Annotated in this window: 13 protein-coding genes; 4 read left to right on the forward strand and 9 right to left on the reverse strand. The window is 67.2% G+C overall.

The features are described 5' to 3' along the window. Window positions 1-19: 19 nt before the first annotated feature. A complete protein-coding gene (purU, locus tag AL072_RS20715; RefSeq protein ID WP_045584124.1) occupies window positions 20-886 on the reverse strand; it encodes a formyltetrahydrofolate deformylase in 867 nt (288 codons plus the stop codon). Between the two features lie 205 nt (window positions 887-1091). Here purU and AL072_RS20720 point away from each other — a divergent pair, with 205 nt between their 5' ends. Beyond that, a complete protein-coding gene (locus AL072_RS20720) occupies window positions 1092-1478 on the forward strand; it encodes a hypothetical protein (protein WP_060721737.1) in 387 nt (128 codons plus the stop codon). 185 nt (window positions 1479-1663) lie between these two features. Here the strand turns inward: AL072_RS20720 and AL072_RS35225 are convergent, their stop codons facing one another. After that, window positions 1664-1831: a hypothetical protein gene (locus AL072_RS35225; protein ID WP_167543394.1), complete on the reverse strand. Its 168-nt coding sequence runs from the start codon at window positions 1829-1831 to the stop codon at window positions 1664-1666. Window positions 1832-2088: 257 nt separating this feature from the next. Here AL072_RS35225 and AL072_RS20725 point away from each other — a divergent pair, with 257 nt between their 5' ends. From AL072_RS20725 to AL072_RS20735, 3 genes are all read left to right on the forward strand, one after another. After that, window positions 2089-2931: an N-acetylmuramoyl-L-alanine amidase family protein gene (locus AL072_RS20725; protein ID WP_045584608.1), complete on the forward strand. Its 843-nt coding sequence runs from the start codon at window positions 2089-2091 to the stop codon at window positions 2929-2931. 208 nt (window positions 2932-3139) lie between these two features. Next, window positions 3140-3736: a BON domain-containing protein gene (locus tag AL072_RS20730; RefSeq protein ID WP_045584125.1), complete on the forward strand. Its 597-nt coding sequence runs from the start codon at window positions 3140-3142 to the stop codon at window positions 3734-3736. A 12-nt stretch (window positions 3737-3748) separates the two neighbouring features. Further along, a complete protein-coding gene (locus AL072_RS20735; RefSeq protein WP_045584126.1) occupies window positions 3749-5215 on the forward strand; it encodes a hypothetical protein in 1467 nt (488 codons plus the stop codon). 169 nt (window positions 5216-5384) lie between these two features. Here AL072_RS20735 and AL072_RS20740 read toward each other — a convergent pair whose 3' ends face one another. The 7 genes from AL072_RS20740 to AL072_RS20770 all read right to left on the reverse strand — a co-directional run bounded on the left by AL072_RS20740 (window position 5385) and on the right by AL072_RS20770 (window position 14078). Next, window positions 5385-6395, reverse strand: a complete 1011-nt coding sequence (locus tag AL072_RS20740) for an NAD(P)H-quinone oxidoreductase (RefSeq protein WP_082109174.1) — start codon at window positions 6393-6395, stop codon at window positions 5385-5387. Window positions 6396-6796: 401 nt separating this feature from the next. After that, window positions 6797-7762, reverse strand: coding sequence for an IclR family transcriptional regulator (locus tag AL072_RS20745; protein WP_052710226.1), 966 nt, complete (start codon window positions 7760-7762; stop codon window positions 6797-6799). Between the two features lie 119 nt (window positions 7763-7881). After that, window positions 7882-8772 carry a succinate--CoA ligase subunit alpha gene (gene sucD, locus AL072_RS20750; RefSeq protein ID WP_045584128.1) on the reverse strand — a complete coding sequence of 297 codons (891 nt, stop codon included), beginning with the start codon at window positions 8770-8772 and terminating at the stop codon, window positions 7882-7884. Window position 8773: 1 nt separating this feature from the next. Continuing rightward, window positions 8774-9973: an ADP-forming succinate--CoA ligase subunit beta gene (sucC, locus tag AL072_RS20755; protein ID WP_045584129.1), complete on the reverse strand. Its 1200-nt coding sequence runs from the start codon at window positions 9971-9973 to the stop codon at window positions 8774-8776. Between the two features lie 329 nt (window positions 9974-10302). Further along, window positions 10303-11577 carry a formyl-CoA transferase gene (gene frc / locus AL072_RS20760; protein ID WP_045584130.1) on the reverse strand — a complete coding sequence of 425 codons (1275 nt, stop codon included), beginning with the start codon at window positions 11575-11577 and terminating at the stop codon, window positions 10303-10305. A gap of 46 nt (window positions 11578-11623) precedes the next feature. Next, on the reverse strand, window positions 11624-13387 hold the full coding sequence (gene oxc, locus AL072_RS20765; protein WP_045584131.1) for an oxalyl-CoA decarboxylase: 1764 nt from the start codon (window positions 13385-13387) through the stop codon (window positions 11624-11626). Window positions 13388-13430: 43 nt separating this feature from the next. Beyond that, window positions 13431-14078 (reverse strand): GntR family transcriptional regulator, encoded by a 648-nt coding sequence (locus AL072_RS20770; RefSeq protein WP_200909899.1) that lies wholly within the window; start codon window positions 14076-14078, stop codon window positions 13431-13433. Window positions 14079-14206: the final 128 nt, after the last annotated feature.

Here is a 14206-nt window from a genome sequence, read left to right on the forward strand (position 1 = left end):
ATTCAGCGCGAACAGCTGATCAGCGGAAGACAACCGTCTTGCTGCCGTTCAGCAGCACGCGGTGTTCGACGTGGTAGCGCACGGCGCGGGCCAGCACGATGTTCTCGATGTCGCGCCCGATGGCCACCAGATCGTCGGGCGTCATCGTATGGTCGACGCGCTCGGCCTCCTGCTCGATGATCGGACCCTCGTCGAGGTTGGAGGTGACATAATGCGCGGTGGCGCCGATCAGCTTGACGCCGCGGGCATGCGCCTGGTGATAGGGCTTGGCCCCCTTGAAGCTGGGCAGGAAGCTGTGGTGGATGTTGATGACCCGCCCGGCCATCCGCTCGCACAGCGCGCCCGACAGCACCTGCATGTAGCGGGCGAGCACCACGAGGTCGACCCTCTCCTCGTCGACGATCTCCAGCAGGCGGGCCTCCTGCTGCGCCTTGTTGTCGGACCCGACCGGCAGATGGTGGAACGGAATGTTGTGCCAGGCCGCCAGCTGGTAGAAATCGCGGTGGTTGGAGACGATTGCCGGGATTTCGATCGGCAGGTAACCGGTGCGGTAGCGGTACAGCAGGTCGTTCAGACAATGGCCGAACTTCGACACCATGATCAGCACGCGCGGCCGGCGGCGGGCGTCGTGGATCTTCCAGGTCATGGCGAAGCGTTCCGCCACCTGGGCGGCGAACTCGGCCTCCAACTGCGCCTTGGACGGCCCGCCGTCGCTGCCGTTGAAGCTGACGCGCATGAAGAACAGGCCGGAGATGCGGTCGCCGAACTGGGCGCTGTCGATGATGTTGCAGCTCCGCTCCGCCAGGAAGCCGGACACCGCGAAGACGATGCCGACGGTGTCGGGGCAGGAAACGGTGAGGATATAGTCGGAGCCGGTCTCGGACATCGCGCATCCACCATGACGTACAGCATGAAAAGGGGGCTGCTTCCCTAGCACGAACGCCGCCATGTTGCACTTGCTTCATGAGCGGGTCCGGACATCAGGCGGCGCACGGTGCCCCGGCGGCCATACGCCGCGCTGGCGTCCGCCGTCCGGCGGTGCGACAATCGCCGGCAGCGGCAACGGTCGGCAAAAAGCAGGGCAGGCTCCCATGGCATCCGGCGGCAAGGTCATCGGCGAATACACCAAGGGCAAGGTCGACAAGCTGCTGACGGCCGATGCGGCAGACAGCAGCCGCAGCCAGCGCATCCGCCATTTCCTGGAAAACATGGATGCCGCGATCCTGGAGGCCAATTGCGAGGTCATCGGGCGCGAACTGCCCAACCTCAACCGGGACAGCTTCCTGCACATGGCCGTGCGGGTGGCGGAATTGCGCGCCGACTATATCCGCGCCGGCCTGAAACTGTCGGAATCGCGCCATCCCGACCAGACGGCGGTCGCCAACCTGGCCCGCCTGCGGGCCGCCTATGAGGAAATGCTGGCCGTCTACGAAGCGGCCGAGCGCGTGATCGAGCGGGGCTACGCCAAGCTCGGGTGACAGGCGTCCGGCCGGGAAACAGGAGCCTGAAGCAAAAACCCCTCCTCCGCACTGCCGCAGAGAAGGGGGCATGACCATCCGGTCATATCCAGATCATGACCATCCGGTCATATCCAAATCAGTGGCGATGCCCGGCCGTCACCGGTCGGACTTTGCGGCCAGACGTCACAGGCCAGACGTCGCCGTCAGACTTCGTTGAAATGCTCCAACTCCCGGCGCAGGCTGGTCACCTCCTGCTGCAGGCCGACGATCCGCCCGATGTCGGGCCTCGGCTGCTGCTCCTCGCGTTCGAGCTCGTCCTCGACCTCGCGCTGCTCTTGCCGGATGATGTTGAACAAGGCTTTCCTCAACATCGACACCTCCCGAGCTGATCGCTAAAATTTTAGCGCTTTTTCAATCGGCCATCAAGCAACCAATGACATCTGTCGAATCCTCGGCCGGTCAAGTCTGCCTGCATGGCAAAGCGCTCACAAATATTCAGGAATGGTAACCTGCCCGACCTTGACAATACTTTTTCGTAGCCGCATTGGTTAATGAATGAGGTAGGAAGATGGGCGCCGCGATCTGGCATCGCGGCATGTCCACACTTTGCGGCACGGTGATTTTCGCCATGGATCGACGACAGCTGCTTGGGCTCGGGCTGAGCAAGCTTTGGTTAACGGCGCTCGGCACGGCCGGCCTCGCGCTGGCGCAGCCGTTCGGGTCCGGCGCGGCCCTCGCCGGCCAGCGGCGGCCCGAGCGCAAGCCGGTCGCCGCCCCGCCGGCGCGGGCACGGCTGGTGATGCTCGACCCCGGTCACGGCGGCAACGATCCCGGCGCCATCGGCACGCGCGGCACCTTCGAGAAGGACGTGACGCTGGACATCGCCCGCAGCGTCGCCCGGACGCTGGCGGAGCGGAGTGGCGTCGCGGTGAAGCTGACGCGGCGCGACGACCGTTTCCTGGCGCTGGACGACCGGGTGGCCCTGGCGCGCGAGACCGGCGCCGACCTGTTCGTATCGATCCACGCCGACAGCGCGCCCAATGCCGATGCCCGCGGCCTGTCGGCCTACATCCTGTCGGACAAGGCATCCGACGCCTTCGCCTCACGCCTCGCCCAGCAGGAGAACCGGGCCGACCGATTCGGCAAGCCGGGGACGATGGGCGGCGGACGGATCGTCAAGGACATCCTGCTCGACCTGACCGCCCGCCACACCCGCCATGCCTCGCTGGCCGCGCGCCAGCTGCTGGTGGAGGGGGCGGGAAAGGAGCTGCACCTGCTCGACAACCCGATGCGCTCGGCCAATTTCGCGGTTCTGAAGGCGCCGGACGTGCCGTCGGTGCTGGTCGAGACCGGCTTCCTCACCAACCCGAAGGACGAGGAGATCCTGCGCGACCCCACCGCGCGGCGGGTGGTCGCCCGCGTACTGGCGCGCGAGATCGCAGCCGTGCTGTCCAGCCCAGCTTTCGCCTGATTCTGTCCCGAGACTGCGGGAGGCGCTGCGCCCGGAATCACTTCGCGACCGCAGCGACTGCAACATCCGTGCATCACATCGGGACAAAGTGACGATGACTGGCGAAGGCTCCGAATTTCCCCATTGCAAACTCCGTTCCGCCGTGACTTTTTCCGGCCGCGCGCCGCATCCGCCCGGCGCTGGCCGTGCAGGCGAAGGGAGGCACGCTGTGACCGGTTCGAGCCGCCTTGGGACACTGTTCGCGCTTGCCTGCGCCGGGGCCTCGCTCGCCGGCTGCGGCCCGCTGCTGCTCGGCACGGCGGGCGGCGCCGCGGTGGTCGCCTCGCAGGAACGCGGCTTCGGCGGCTTCGTCAGCGATACCGAAATCCGCGCCCGCATCAACTCGCTGTGGCTCCAGCACTCGATCGACATGACCAACCGGATCGGCCTGACCGTCGACCAGGGCCGCGTCCTGCTGACCGGCCGCGCCGCCGATCCGCAGATGCGGCTGGACGCGGTGCGGCTCGCCTGGCAGGCGCAGGGCGTCAAGGAAGTCATCAACGAAATCCAGATCGACAACGGGTCGAGCATCGTCGACAGCGCGCGCGACACCTGGATCTCGACCCAGATTCGCAGCCGCATCACCTTCGATGCGGACATTCATAGCCAGAACTACAGCATCGATACCGTCGATGGCGTTGTTTATCTGATGGGCGTCGCCAGTTCACAGGAAGAGCTGGATCGCACGCTCCAGCACGCCCGCTCGGTCGCCAACGTCCAACGCGTCGTCAGCTACGTCCGCCTGCTCTCAAACCTCCAGGGTTGAAACCCGACCGCCATGGCCTCCGCCCTTCCCCGCGTCCTCGCCTTCATCCGCCGTGCCGCCATGGCCGCCGCCCTGTTCGTGCCGGCGGTACTCGCGGCCGGTCCCGTTCAGGCGCAGGATGGGGCCGTGCAGGGCGCGGCCATGCAGGAAGTCGTGGCACAGGATGTTGCGGTCCAGGATGGCCCGGTCCAGGATGGTGGCGGGGGCGCGGATTCCCCGGCCGCCGGCACGCCGGGCCCGGCCAACCGCCTGTTCGTCCAGGCGCTGCAGCTGATCCGGCAGGCCGACAACACCTATGACGCCGCCGAGGAGTCCCGCCTGCTGAAGGAGGCGGACAAGCTGTTCAACGAGATCGTGACGAAATTCCCCGACAGCCCGCTGGCGGTGCAACTCGTCACCAACCAGTTCGTCGGCGACTTCGACTTCTACGAATTCCGCTCGCGCATCCGCGCGCTGGTCTGCAACGACGCGCTGAGCAGCCTGTGCTTCCTCCACCGCGTCGGCGAGATGCTGCCGCCGGTGGAAACGCCGATCAACGCGGCGCGCTGGGACTGGCTGTCGCTGGCCGTCGCCTACCAGCAGCTGGGCGACAGCGGCCGTGCCAAGGAGATCATGGCTCCCTTCGTCAGCGTGGTGCGCCGCGGCGGCGCCGCCGACAGCTCGGGCCAGGATCTGTTCGTCGCCCGCGCCCTGTCGCTGATGGGACAGACGCCGCTGGCGCTCGACATCACGCGGCAGATCAACGACTGCTCGACCCGCATCTACAACCTCGCCGACATCGCCAAGGCGGCGGCCTGGCGCGGCGACGGCGCGCTGACCAGCGCGCTCGCCGACGAGGCCAAATCCTATGCCTCCAGCCACAATTGCGCCTGGGAGCTGGGGCTGGTCGCCCAGACGCTGCTGCGCGCCGGCAAGGAGGCGCAGGCCCGCACCCTGTTCCTGAACACGGTCGAGACCCAGTTCTCGAAATTCAAGGAAACCCGCGGCGACTGCTGCCCGCCGGAGCTGGCGGTCGCGGCGGCCGACATCGGCGACGCGAAGCTGGCGCTCGGCCTGCTCAGCACCGTGCAGGACGAGAATCCCTGGACGATCCCGGCGGTGCTGGGCCGGCTGGCCAAGCGCGGCGAGACGGCGATGGCCGTCGCCTATGCCGAGCAGGTGGCCGACATCGACACCCGCGGCGAAGCCTATGCCGAACTGGTCGAGGCGGCGATGAAGCGCGGCGAGCCGGCCACCGCCAACGACCTGATGAACCGCCTGAACAAGCTGGTGGAAGACGCCGCCGGCCGCCGCCCCGGCCTGCTGGCGCAGAAGGCCAAGGCGGAGAAGACCTTCTACAACGACGACCGCTGGCGCCGCAGCTTCCAGTCGGCGATCAACGCGGCGGAGAAGGCCAGCAACTTCGTCCGCCGCGACATCGGCGCCCCGCTGCTGGCCGCCCTGGTCCGCATCGAAAGCGGCCTGCCGATGCTGGACTGAGGGGAAGGAAGCCCTCTCCCGCCCCGGGAGAGGGAGGGGACCCGCGCCGAAGGCGTGGGGAGGGTGAGGGGTGACCGGAGAATCCCGAACCGCATGGCTCCTTGGATTGCCCCTCACCCTTCCCACTTCGTGGGCCCCTTCCCTCTCCCGGGGCGGGAGAGGGAGGTATTCACTCCACCGCCAGCACGATCTTGCCGACATGCCTGTTGCTCTCCATCAGCCGGTGGGCGTCGGCGGCCCGGGCCAGCGGGAAGATCTCGTGGACGACCGGTTTGATCCGCCCTTCGGCGATCAGCGGCCAGACGCGGGCCTTCAACTGCTCGGCCACCGCCTGCTTGTAGGCGACCGGCCGCGCCCGCAGGGTGGAGCCGGTCAGCACCAGCCGCTTGGTCATCACGGGGAAGAAATTCACCGTCGCCGTCGCGCCGCGGACGAAGCCGATGCAGACATAGCGGCCCTCGACCGCAAGGGCATCGATGCTGCGGGCCACATAATCGCCGCCGACGATGTCGAGCACCACATTCACACCCGCTCCGCCGGTCGCCTCCTTGACCACCGCGACGAAATCCTCCTCGCCGTAATCGATGGCGCGTTCCGCCCCCAGCTCGACGCAGGCGCGGCATTTGTCGGCGCCGCGGGCGGTGGCGAAGACGCGCGCGCCGAAGGCGGCGCCAAGCTGGATCGCCGTGGTGCCGATGCCCGACGTGCCGCCATGGACCAGCAGCGTCTCGCCGGGCTGGAGGGCGCCGCGCTCGAACACGTTCGACCAGACGGTGAAGGCGGTCTCGGGCAGGGCCGCCGCCTCGGCCATCGACAGGCCGGCGGGGACCGGCAGGCATTGGGCGGCCGGGACCACGCAGAACCCGGCATAGCCGCCGCCGGCCAGCAGGGCGCAGACCGGATCGCCGACCGCCCAGCCCTCCACACCCTCGCCCAGCGCGTCGATCGTGCCGGCGACCTCCAGCCCGGGGATGTCGGTGACGCCCGGCGGCGGGTTGTACTTGCCAAGCCGCTGGAGCACGTCGGGGCGGTTGACCCCGGCCGCCTGGACGGCGATGCGGACCTCGCCCGGCGCCGGGTCCGGAACCGGGCGGCGCACCGGGACCAGCACCTCCGGCTTGCCCGGCTGGCTCACCTCGACCGCCGCCATGGTTCTGGATTCGGCCCTATGTTCGGCCATGTCTGAACACTCCCCTGCCCTGTTGCGTCGATGGGTATGGGGGGCACTGTGTCGCCGCTGGAGCGCGGGCGGCAACGCGCGGCCGGATCCGATTTCACCCTGCGGAAAACAAAAAAATGGCCGTGCTGCACACAGCACGGCCAGTCTCCGAGAGAAGCGCGAACATGCAAAACAACACATCCGCCCGATGAGAAAGGAACGCCTTTCCCGAGACAGACAATCGCACCTATCCGGCCATTACGCCCGAGAAAATCGCGGGTTTTCCACTCCGCGGAAACAGTATCGTGCACAAGAAAAAGGCCGCGTTCCATGCGGAACGCGGCCCAGTTGCGCCAGGGAGGAAATGCCGACGGGCACCACCTGCCGTCAGCTCTTGGCGTTCATTGTCCGTATGGAGCGGGTCAGTTGGGAACGGGCACGCGCCCGCCCAATTCCTGTGTCACCGCCGCGGCGGCACGCTTGACCATCTCGCCCAGGGCGCGCAGCCGCTCGTCCTCGATGCGCCGGCTGGAGCCGGACAGCGACAGGGCGCCCATCACACGGGAATTCTCATCGAAGATCGGGGCGGCGACGCAGCGCATGCCCGACACCCGCTCCTCCTGGTCCAGCGCATAGCCGCGCGTCCGCACCAGCGACAGGTCGCGATACAGCGCCGGCAGCGACGACAGGGTGCTGCGGGTGAACTGGCGCATGCCGCGCTGGGTCACGATGGTCTGCACCTTGGTCTCGGTCATGCCGGCCAGCAGGGCCTTGCCGACGGCGGAGCAATGCAGCAGCGTGCGGTCGGCCTGCGGCACCGCGACCTGCGCGGCGCGCGGGCCCCCGACGCGAGCCAGATACAGCGCCTCGCCATTCTCCTCGACCGCCAGATTGACGATCTCGCTGCTCTCCTCCATCAGGCGGCGCATGCGGGGACGGGCGACGTCGACCAGATTGCGGGTCTTCAGGAAATTGGCGCCGGTCATGTAGGCCTGGACGCCGATCACCCAGCCGCGCGCGCTCTGGTCGAAGCGGACGTAGCGCTCATACTGCAGGGTCGTCAGCAGGCGGTGGGTGGTGGAAGGCGACAGGGTCGCGGCCTCCGCCAGTTCGGTCAGGGTCATCGGCCCGTCGCTGGCGCCGAGGATCGTCAGGATGTTCAGCGCGCGGCACAGCGACTGCACGACCTGGCCGCGCTCGGCCTTGGCCTCGCTCTTGCCGTTGTCGTTCTTGATCCGCGGCGTCTCGATGATCGCGGTCTTGATGATCGCCGCGGCGCCCTCGCTGGGATCGTCGTGGATGATCCGGCGGGCCATGGTGCCGGCCTTCATGCCGCTGGCGGTCATGCTGTTGGGCTTCATGCTGCTGGTTTGGGCTTGCGCTTTCATGTCCCATCTCCCTCGGGGTCCGGCGCGTTGCCTGCGCCTGTCTGTTGCGGCTGATGGCGTGAGTGACAGAAGCTTGCTGGCACCGCGGGACCGCCCTGCGGCGGCCCCGCGGCTTCTCCTCAACCCTTGAAGATCGACTGCATGGTGGAGCCCAGCGAGGCGGGGCTGTCGGCGACGGCGATGCCGACCGACTTCATGAAGTCGATCTTGAAGTCGGCGGTGTCGTTGCCGCCGGAGATCACCGCGCCGGCATGGCCCATGCGGCGGCCCGGAGGAGCCGTGCGGCCGGCGATGAAGCCGACGACCGGCTTCTTCGTGCCCGACGCCTTGATGAACTCGGCGCCGCGGACTTCGGCGTCGCCGCCGATCTCGCCGATCATGATGATGCCCTCGGTCTCCGGATCCTTCACGAACAGCTCCAGGCTGTCGACGAAGTTGGTGCCGTTGACCGGGTCGCCGCCGATGCCGATGCAGGTGGTCTGCCCCAGCCCGGCCGCCGTGGTCTGCGCGACGGCCTCGTAGGTCAGCGTGCCCGAACGGGACACGATGCCGATCTTGCCGCGCTTGTGGATGTGGCCCGGCATGATGCCGATCTTGCATTCGTCCGGCGTGATGATGCCGGGGCAGTTCGGGCCGATCAGGCGGGTGCCAACTCCATTTTTATGGGAGCCGCTGAGCGCGCGCTTGACCCGGACCATGTCCAGCACCGGGATGCCTTCGGTGATGCAGACCACCAGCGGGATCCCGGCGTCGATCGCTTCCAGGATCGCGTCGGCCGCGAACGGCGGCGGCACGTAGATCACGGAGGCGTTGGCGCCGGTCTTCTCCACCGCCTCGGCCACCGTGTCGAAGATCGGCAGGTCGAGGTGCTTGGCGCCGCCCTTGCCGGGGGTCACGCCGCCGACCATCCTGGTGCCGTAGGCGATGGCCTGCTCGGAGTGGAAGGTGCCCTGGGCTCCGGTGAAGCCCTGGCAGATCACCTTCGTGTTCTTATCGACGAGAACAGCCATGTCACGCGGCCTCCTTCTTCACGGCGGCGACGATCTTTTGGGCTGCGTCGTCCAGATTGTCGGCGGACAGGATCGGCAGGCCGGAGTCGGCCAGGATCTGCTTGCCGAGCGCCACGTTGGTGCCTTCCAGCCGCACCACCAGCGGCACATGCAGCTTCACGTCGCGGGCCGCGGCGACCACGCCTTCGGCGATCACGTCGCAGCGCATGATGCCGCCGAAGATGTTGACCAGGATGCCTTCGACCGCGCTGTCGGACAGGATCAGCTTGAAGGCCGCGGTGACGCGCTCCTTGGTGGCGCCGCCGCCGACGTCGAGGAAGTTGGCCGGCTCGGCCCCGTACAGCTTGATGATGTCCATCGTCGCCATGGCGAGGCCGGCGCCGTTGACCATGCAGCCGATGTTGCCGTCGAGCTTGACGTAGTTCAGCTCGTGCTTCGCCGCCTCGATCTCCGCCGGGTCCTCCTCGGCCTCGTCGCGCAATGCCGCGACGTCCTTGTGGCGGAACAGCGCGTTGTCGTCGAAGTTCATCTTGGCGTCGAGCGCCAGGATGTCGCCGGCGCCGGTGACGATCAGCGGGTTGATCTCGACGATGGCGCAGTCCAGGTCAACGAACGCCTTGTAGGCGGCCTGGATGAACTTGGCGGCGGCACCGACCTGCTTGCCTTCCAGGCCGAGCGCGAAGGCGACCTTGCGGGTGTGGTAGCCCTGGATGCCGGTGGCCGGATCGACGGCGACCTTGACGATCTTCTCCGGCGTGTTGTGGGCGACCTCCTCGATCTCCATGCCGCCTTCGGTCGAGGCGATGATGGTGACGCGGCCGGTGGCGCGGTCGATCAGCAGGCCGAGATACAGCTCGCGCCTGATGTCGGCGCCTTCCTCGACATAGAGGCGCTTGACCTCTTTGCCGGCGGGACCGGTCTGCTTGGTCACCAGCACGTGGCTCAGCATCTCGGCGGCGTTGGAGGCGACCTCCTCGACCGACTTGACGACGCGGACGCCGCCCTTGCCGCCCGGATTGTCCTTGAAGCGGCCGGCGCCGCGGCCACCGGCGTGGATCTGCGACTTCACCACCCAGACCGGACCGCCCAGCTCGCGGGCGACCGATTCAGCCTCTTCCGGGGTGAAGGCCACGCCGCCGCGCGGAACGGCGACGCCGTACCCCCGCAGCAGTTCCTTGGCCTGATATTCGTGAATGTTCATGGTTTGCGTCTCTGTCCCAGTCGGGAATGGTCTTTTGGATGCCGCGGGGAGCCGGGAATTCATCGGCTGACAGACGGCGGATTTTTAAAAGTCCGGGCTTCGGCTCTCGCGCGACCGGGAAGGGGACGGCCGGGGAGAGGGGAAGCGGGGTGTTTCAAAAAGCGGTAGGCGTATGAATTGTCAGGTGCTGGCCCCCTCCCCGACCCTCCCCCGCTTCGCGGGAGAGGGAGTAAGCGCCAGGGAGGCGGCAGTCCCCTCTCCCACGATCGGACCGGCCTTCGGCCGGCCGAGGGTGGGGGAGGGTTAGGGAGGGGGCATCGGAGCGGAACCTACTCCGCGGCCAGCCGCTCGACGGCGCCGACGGCGCCGCTGTCGCGGATGTCCAGGATCTCGCGCTCGCCGAAACCCAGAACCTCGCGCAGGATCTCGTCGGTGTGCTCGCCCAGCAGGGGGGAGCGGGTGACCTCCGTCGGGCTGTCGGACAGCTTGATCGGGTTGCCCACCGTCAGGTAGCTGCCGCGCGTCGGGTGCTCCACCTCGACCAGCGTGCCGGTGGCGTAGAGCGACTTGTCCTCGGCGATCTCCTTCATCGACAGGATCGGGCCGCAGGGGATGTCGTATTTGTTGAGGATGTCCATGACCTCGAACTTGCTCAGGGTCTTGGTCCACTCCTCGACGGTCGCGAAGATGCTCATCAGGCGCGGCAGGCGGGCCGCCGGGGTGGCATAGTCGGGATCGGTGATCCACTCCTCCTTGCCGATGACTTTGCAGATCGACTTCCAGACCGGCGCCTGGGCGATGAAGTAGATGTAGGCGTTGGAGTCATGCTCCCAGCCCTTGCACTTCAGGATCCAGCCCGGCTGGCCGCCGCCCGACGCGTTGCCGGCGCGCGGCACGGTGTCGCCGAACTCGCCGTTCGGGTATTGCGGGTATTCCTTCATCGGCCCGTGGGCCAGGCGCTGCTGGTCGCGCAGCTTGACCCGGCACAGGTTCAGCACGGCGTCCTGCATGGCGGCCAGCACCTTCTGGCCCCGGCCGGTCGTCTTGCGCTGGTAGAGCGCGGTGACGATGCCGAGCGCCAGATGCAGGCCGGTGCCGCTGTCGCCGATCTGGGCGCCGGTGACCATCGGCGGGCCGTCGTCGAAGCCGGTGGTCGAGGCGGCGCCGCCCGCACATTGGGCGACGTTCTCGTACACCTTGCAGTTCTCGAACGGCCCCGGCCCGAAGCCCTTGACCGACGCGACGATCATCGCGGGGTTCAGTTCCTGGATGCGTTCCCAGGTGAACCCCATGCGATCGAGCACGCCGGGGGCGAAGTTTTCGACCATCACATCGCAGCTCTTGATCAGCGCCTCCAGCACCTCCTTGCCCTTGGGCGTCTTGGTGTCGAGGGTGATCGACCGCTTGTTGTGGTTCAGCATGGTGAAATACAGGCTGTCGGCGTCCGGCAGGTCGCGCAGCTGGCTGCGGGTGATGTCACCCTCGCCCGGCCGCTCCACCTTGATGACGTCGGCGCCGAACCAGGCGAGCAACTGGGTGCAGGTCGGTCCCGACTGCACATGCGTGAAGTCGAGAATCCGCACGCCCTGAAGTGCCTTGCCCATGTATTTCTCCCCCCTGCTTTTCAATGTCGTGATGGTCGGCTGTTTTTTAGGACGGCATCTTCCGGACCGAGCTGGTCGGGTTCAGGCTGCCGATGTTGCCGCTTTCGGTGCCGGCCGCCGGATCGATGACGGCGTTGACCAGGGTCGGACGGCCGCTGTCCATCGCCTCGCTGACGGCGCGGTACAGCTCGTCCGGGTTGGTGACGTGGACGCCGACGCCGCCGAAAGCCTCCATCATCTTGTCGTAGCGCGAGCCGGGGACGAAGACCATCGGCGACGGGTCGGCCCCGCCGGTCGGGTTGACGTCGGTCCCGCGATAGATGCCGTTGTTGTTGAAGATGACGATGCAGACCGGCAGGTTGTAGCGGCAGATCGTCTCCACCTCCATGCCGGAGAAGCCGAAGGCGCTGTCGCCCTCGACCGCCAGCACCGGCTTGCCGCTCTCCACCGCGGCGGCGACGGCATAGCCCATGCCGACGCCCATCACGCCCCAGGTGCCGACGTCCAGGCGCTTGCGCGGCTCGTACATGTCGATGATGCCGCGGGCGAGGTCGAGGGTGTTGGCGCCCTCGTTGACCAGCATGGCGTCGGGCCGCTCCTTGATGATCCGGCGCAGCGCACCGAGCGCACCGTGGAAGTTCATCGGCGAGGCGTTGCTCATCAGCTTCGGCGCCATCTTGGCGACGTTCTGCTCACGCTTGGCGGCGACGGTGGCCATCCAGTCGGTCGGCGGGGTCAGCCCGCCTTCGATGCCCTTCAGCAGCACTTCCATCACCGAGGCGATGTCGCCGACCAGCGGGGCATGGATTTCGACGTTGCTGTCCATCTCCCGCGGCTCGATGTCGACCTGGATGAATTTCTTGGAGCCGGGCTTGCCCCAGGTCTTCCCCTTGCCGTGCGACAGCAGCCAGTTCAGCCGCGCGCCGACCAGCATGACCACGTCGGCATCCTGCAGCACCAACGAGCGCGCCGCGCCGGCCGACTGCGGATGGGTGTCGGGCAGCAGGCCCTTGGCCATGCTCATCTGCAGGAAGGGAATGCCGCTCTTCTCGACGAAGGCGCGGATGGTGTCGTCGGCCTGGGCGTAGGCGGCCCCCTTGCCGAAGATCACCAGCGGACGCTTGGCGCCCTTGAGCAGGTCGAGGGCGCGGTTCACCGCCTCGGCCGACGGGTACTGCGCCGGGGTCGGATCGACCACCTTGACCAGCGACTTGGCGCCTTCGGCCGCGTCCATCACCTGCGAGAACAGCTTGGCCGGCAGGTCGAGATAGACGCCGCCCGGACGGCCCGACACCGCGGCGCGGATGGCACGCGCCACGCCGATGCCGATGTCCTGGGCGTGCAGGATGCGGAAGGCGGCCTTGCACAGCGGCTTGGCGATGGCCAGTTGGTCCATCTCCTCGTAGTCGCCCTGCTGGAGATCGACGACCTCGCGCTCCGACGAGCCGCTGATCAGGATCATCGGGAAGCAGTTGGTGGTGGCGTTCGCCAGCGCGGTCAGGCCGTTCAGGAAACCCGGCGCCGAGACGGTCATGCAGACGCCCGGCTTCTTGGTCATGAAACCGGCGATGGCGGCGGCGTTGCCGGCATTCTGTTCGTGACGGAACGAGACGACCCGCATGCCCTCGGCCTGCGCCATGCGCAGCAGGTCGGAGATCGGAATACCGGGGACGACATACAGGTTCTCGATGTCGTTGAGCTTGAGCGCGTCGATGACGAGCTGGAAGCCGTCGGTCAGCGCCGGCGCGTCTTCGACAACAGATGCTTCCGTGGCCTGGTTCTTAGTGATCGTTGCAGCCGCAGTAGACATATGGGTGACTCCTCCCCGAGGCTCCAAAAAGGTTCAAGATCGGTTAGTCGAGGAAGGCGCAATGCCGTTCCACGTACTGTGCGAGACCGAGCGTGTGTTCCCGGACGCGGCGTTCCGCGAGATCGGCATCGCGGGCGGCGAGCGCCTCGATGATGTCCCGATGCTCGTGGATGGACTGGTCGGCACGGTCGCCGATGCCCATCGTCGCGCGGCGGATCGCACGCATATGGATGAAGAAGCGGTCGGTCAGGTCCGAGATCAGGCTGGAGCCCGAAGCCTGAACGATGCTTTGATGGAAGACGATGTTGGCGTCCGAATATTCGGCGACATGTTCCGCCAACTCGGCTTTCGTGTATTTGTCGAACGCGGCGTGCAGGAGTTCCAGCTTTTCGGTGGTGGCGTTCTCGACGAACAGGCGGGCCGCCATGCCTTCCAGGGCGGCACACACCGTTATCATCTCCACCAGTTCGGCCTTCGTCTTGCGCACCACGAAGATCCCGCGCCGCGGTTGGGAGCGGATGAACCCCTCCTGTTCCAGCAGCGCCATCGCCTCGCGCACCGGGGTGCGGCTGACACCCAACGCTTCGCACAGACGGCGTTCGTCCAACCTGATCTCGCTGCTCTGGCCGTAGATGTTCATCTGCGTGATCGCCTGTCGCAGCGACTGGTAGGCCTTGGCCTTGAAACTCATCCCCTGTTCAAGGGGTTCCACACTGAATCTGTCTCGGTTCATCACGGTTCCGACCCTTTGCGCGCCGACGCCGGCGGCGCCGCTTGTTGTCGTGAGCGTTGCTCGTGCGAGCGTCCTGATGATCGCCC

Source organism: Azospirillum thiophilum (genome assembly GCF_001305595.1).
GTDB classification, from domain to species: Bacteria; Pseudomonadota; Alphaproteobacteria; order Azospirillales; family Azospirillaceae; genus Azospirillum; species Azospirillum thiophilum.

Coding starts and splice junctions, on each gene's coding strand:
- AL072_RS20770 (WP_200909899.1), bottom strand. CDS start 14,078: ATGAGTTTCAAGGCCAAGGCCTACCAGTCGCTGCGACAGGCGATCACG.
- AL072_RS20740 (WP_082109174.1), bottom strand. CDS start 6,395: ATGGCCGAACATAGGGCCGAATCCAGAACCATGGCGGCGGTCGAGGTG.
- AL072_RS20735 (WP_045584126.1), top strand. CDS start 3,749: ATGGCCTCCGCCCTTCCCCGCGTCCTCGCCTTCATCCGCCGTGCCGCC.
- sucD (WP_045584128.1), bottom strand. CDS start 8,772: ATGGCTGTTCTCGTCGATAAGAACACGAAGGTGATCTGCCAGGGCTTC.
- oxc (WP_045584131.1), bottom strand. CDS start 13,387: ATGTCTACTGCGGCTGCAACGATCACTAAGAACCAGGCCACGGAAGCA.
- purU (WP_045584124.1), bottom strand. CDS start 886: ATGTCCGAGACCGGCTCCGACTATATCCTCACCGTTTCCTGCCCCGAC.
- sucC (WP_045584129.1), bottom strand. CDS start 9,973: ATGAACATTCACGAATATCAGGCCAAGGAACTGCTGCGGGGGTACGGC.
- AL072_RS20725 (WP_045584608.1), top strand. CDS start 2,089: ATGGATCGACGACAGCTGCTTGGGCTCGGGCTGAGCAAGCTTTGGTTA.
- AL072_RS20720 (WP_060721737.1), top strand. CDS start 1,092: ATGGCATCCGGCGGCAAGGTCATCGGCGAATACACCAAGGGCAAGGTC.
- frc (WP_045584130.1), bottom strand. CDS start 11,577: ATGGGCAAGGCACTTCAGGGCGTGCGGATTCTCGACTTCACGCATGTG.
- AL072_RS20745 (WP_052710226.1), bottom strand. CDS start 7,762: ATGAAAGCGCAAGCCCAAACCAGCAGCATGAAGCCCAACAGCATGACC.
- AL072_RS35225 (WP_167543394.1), bottom strand. CDS start 1,831: ATGTTGAGGAAAGCCTTGTTCAACATCATCCGGCAAGAGCAGCGCGAG.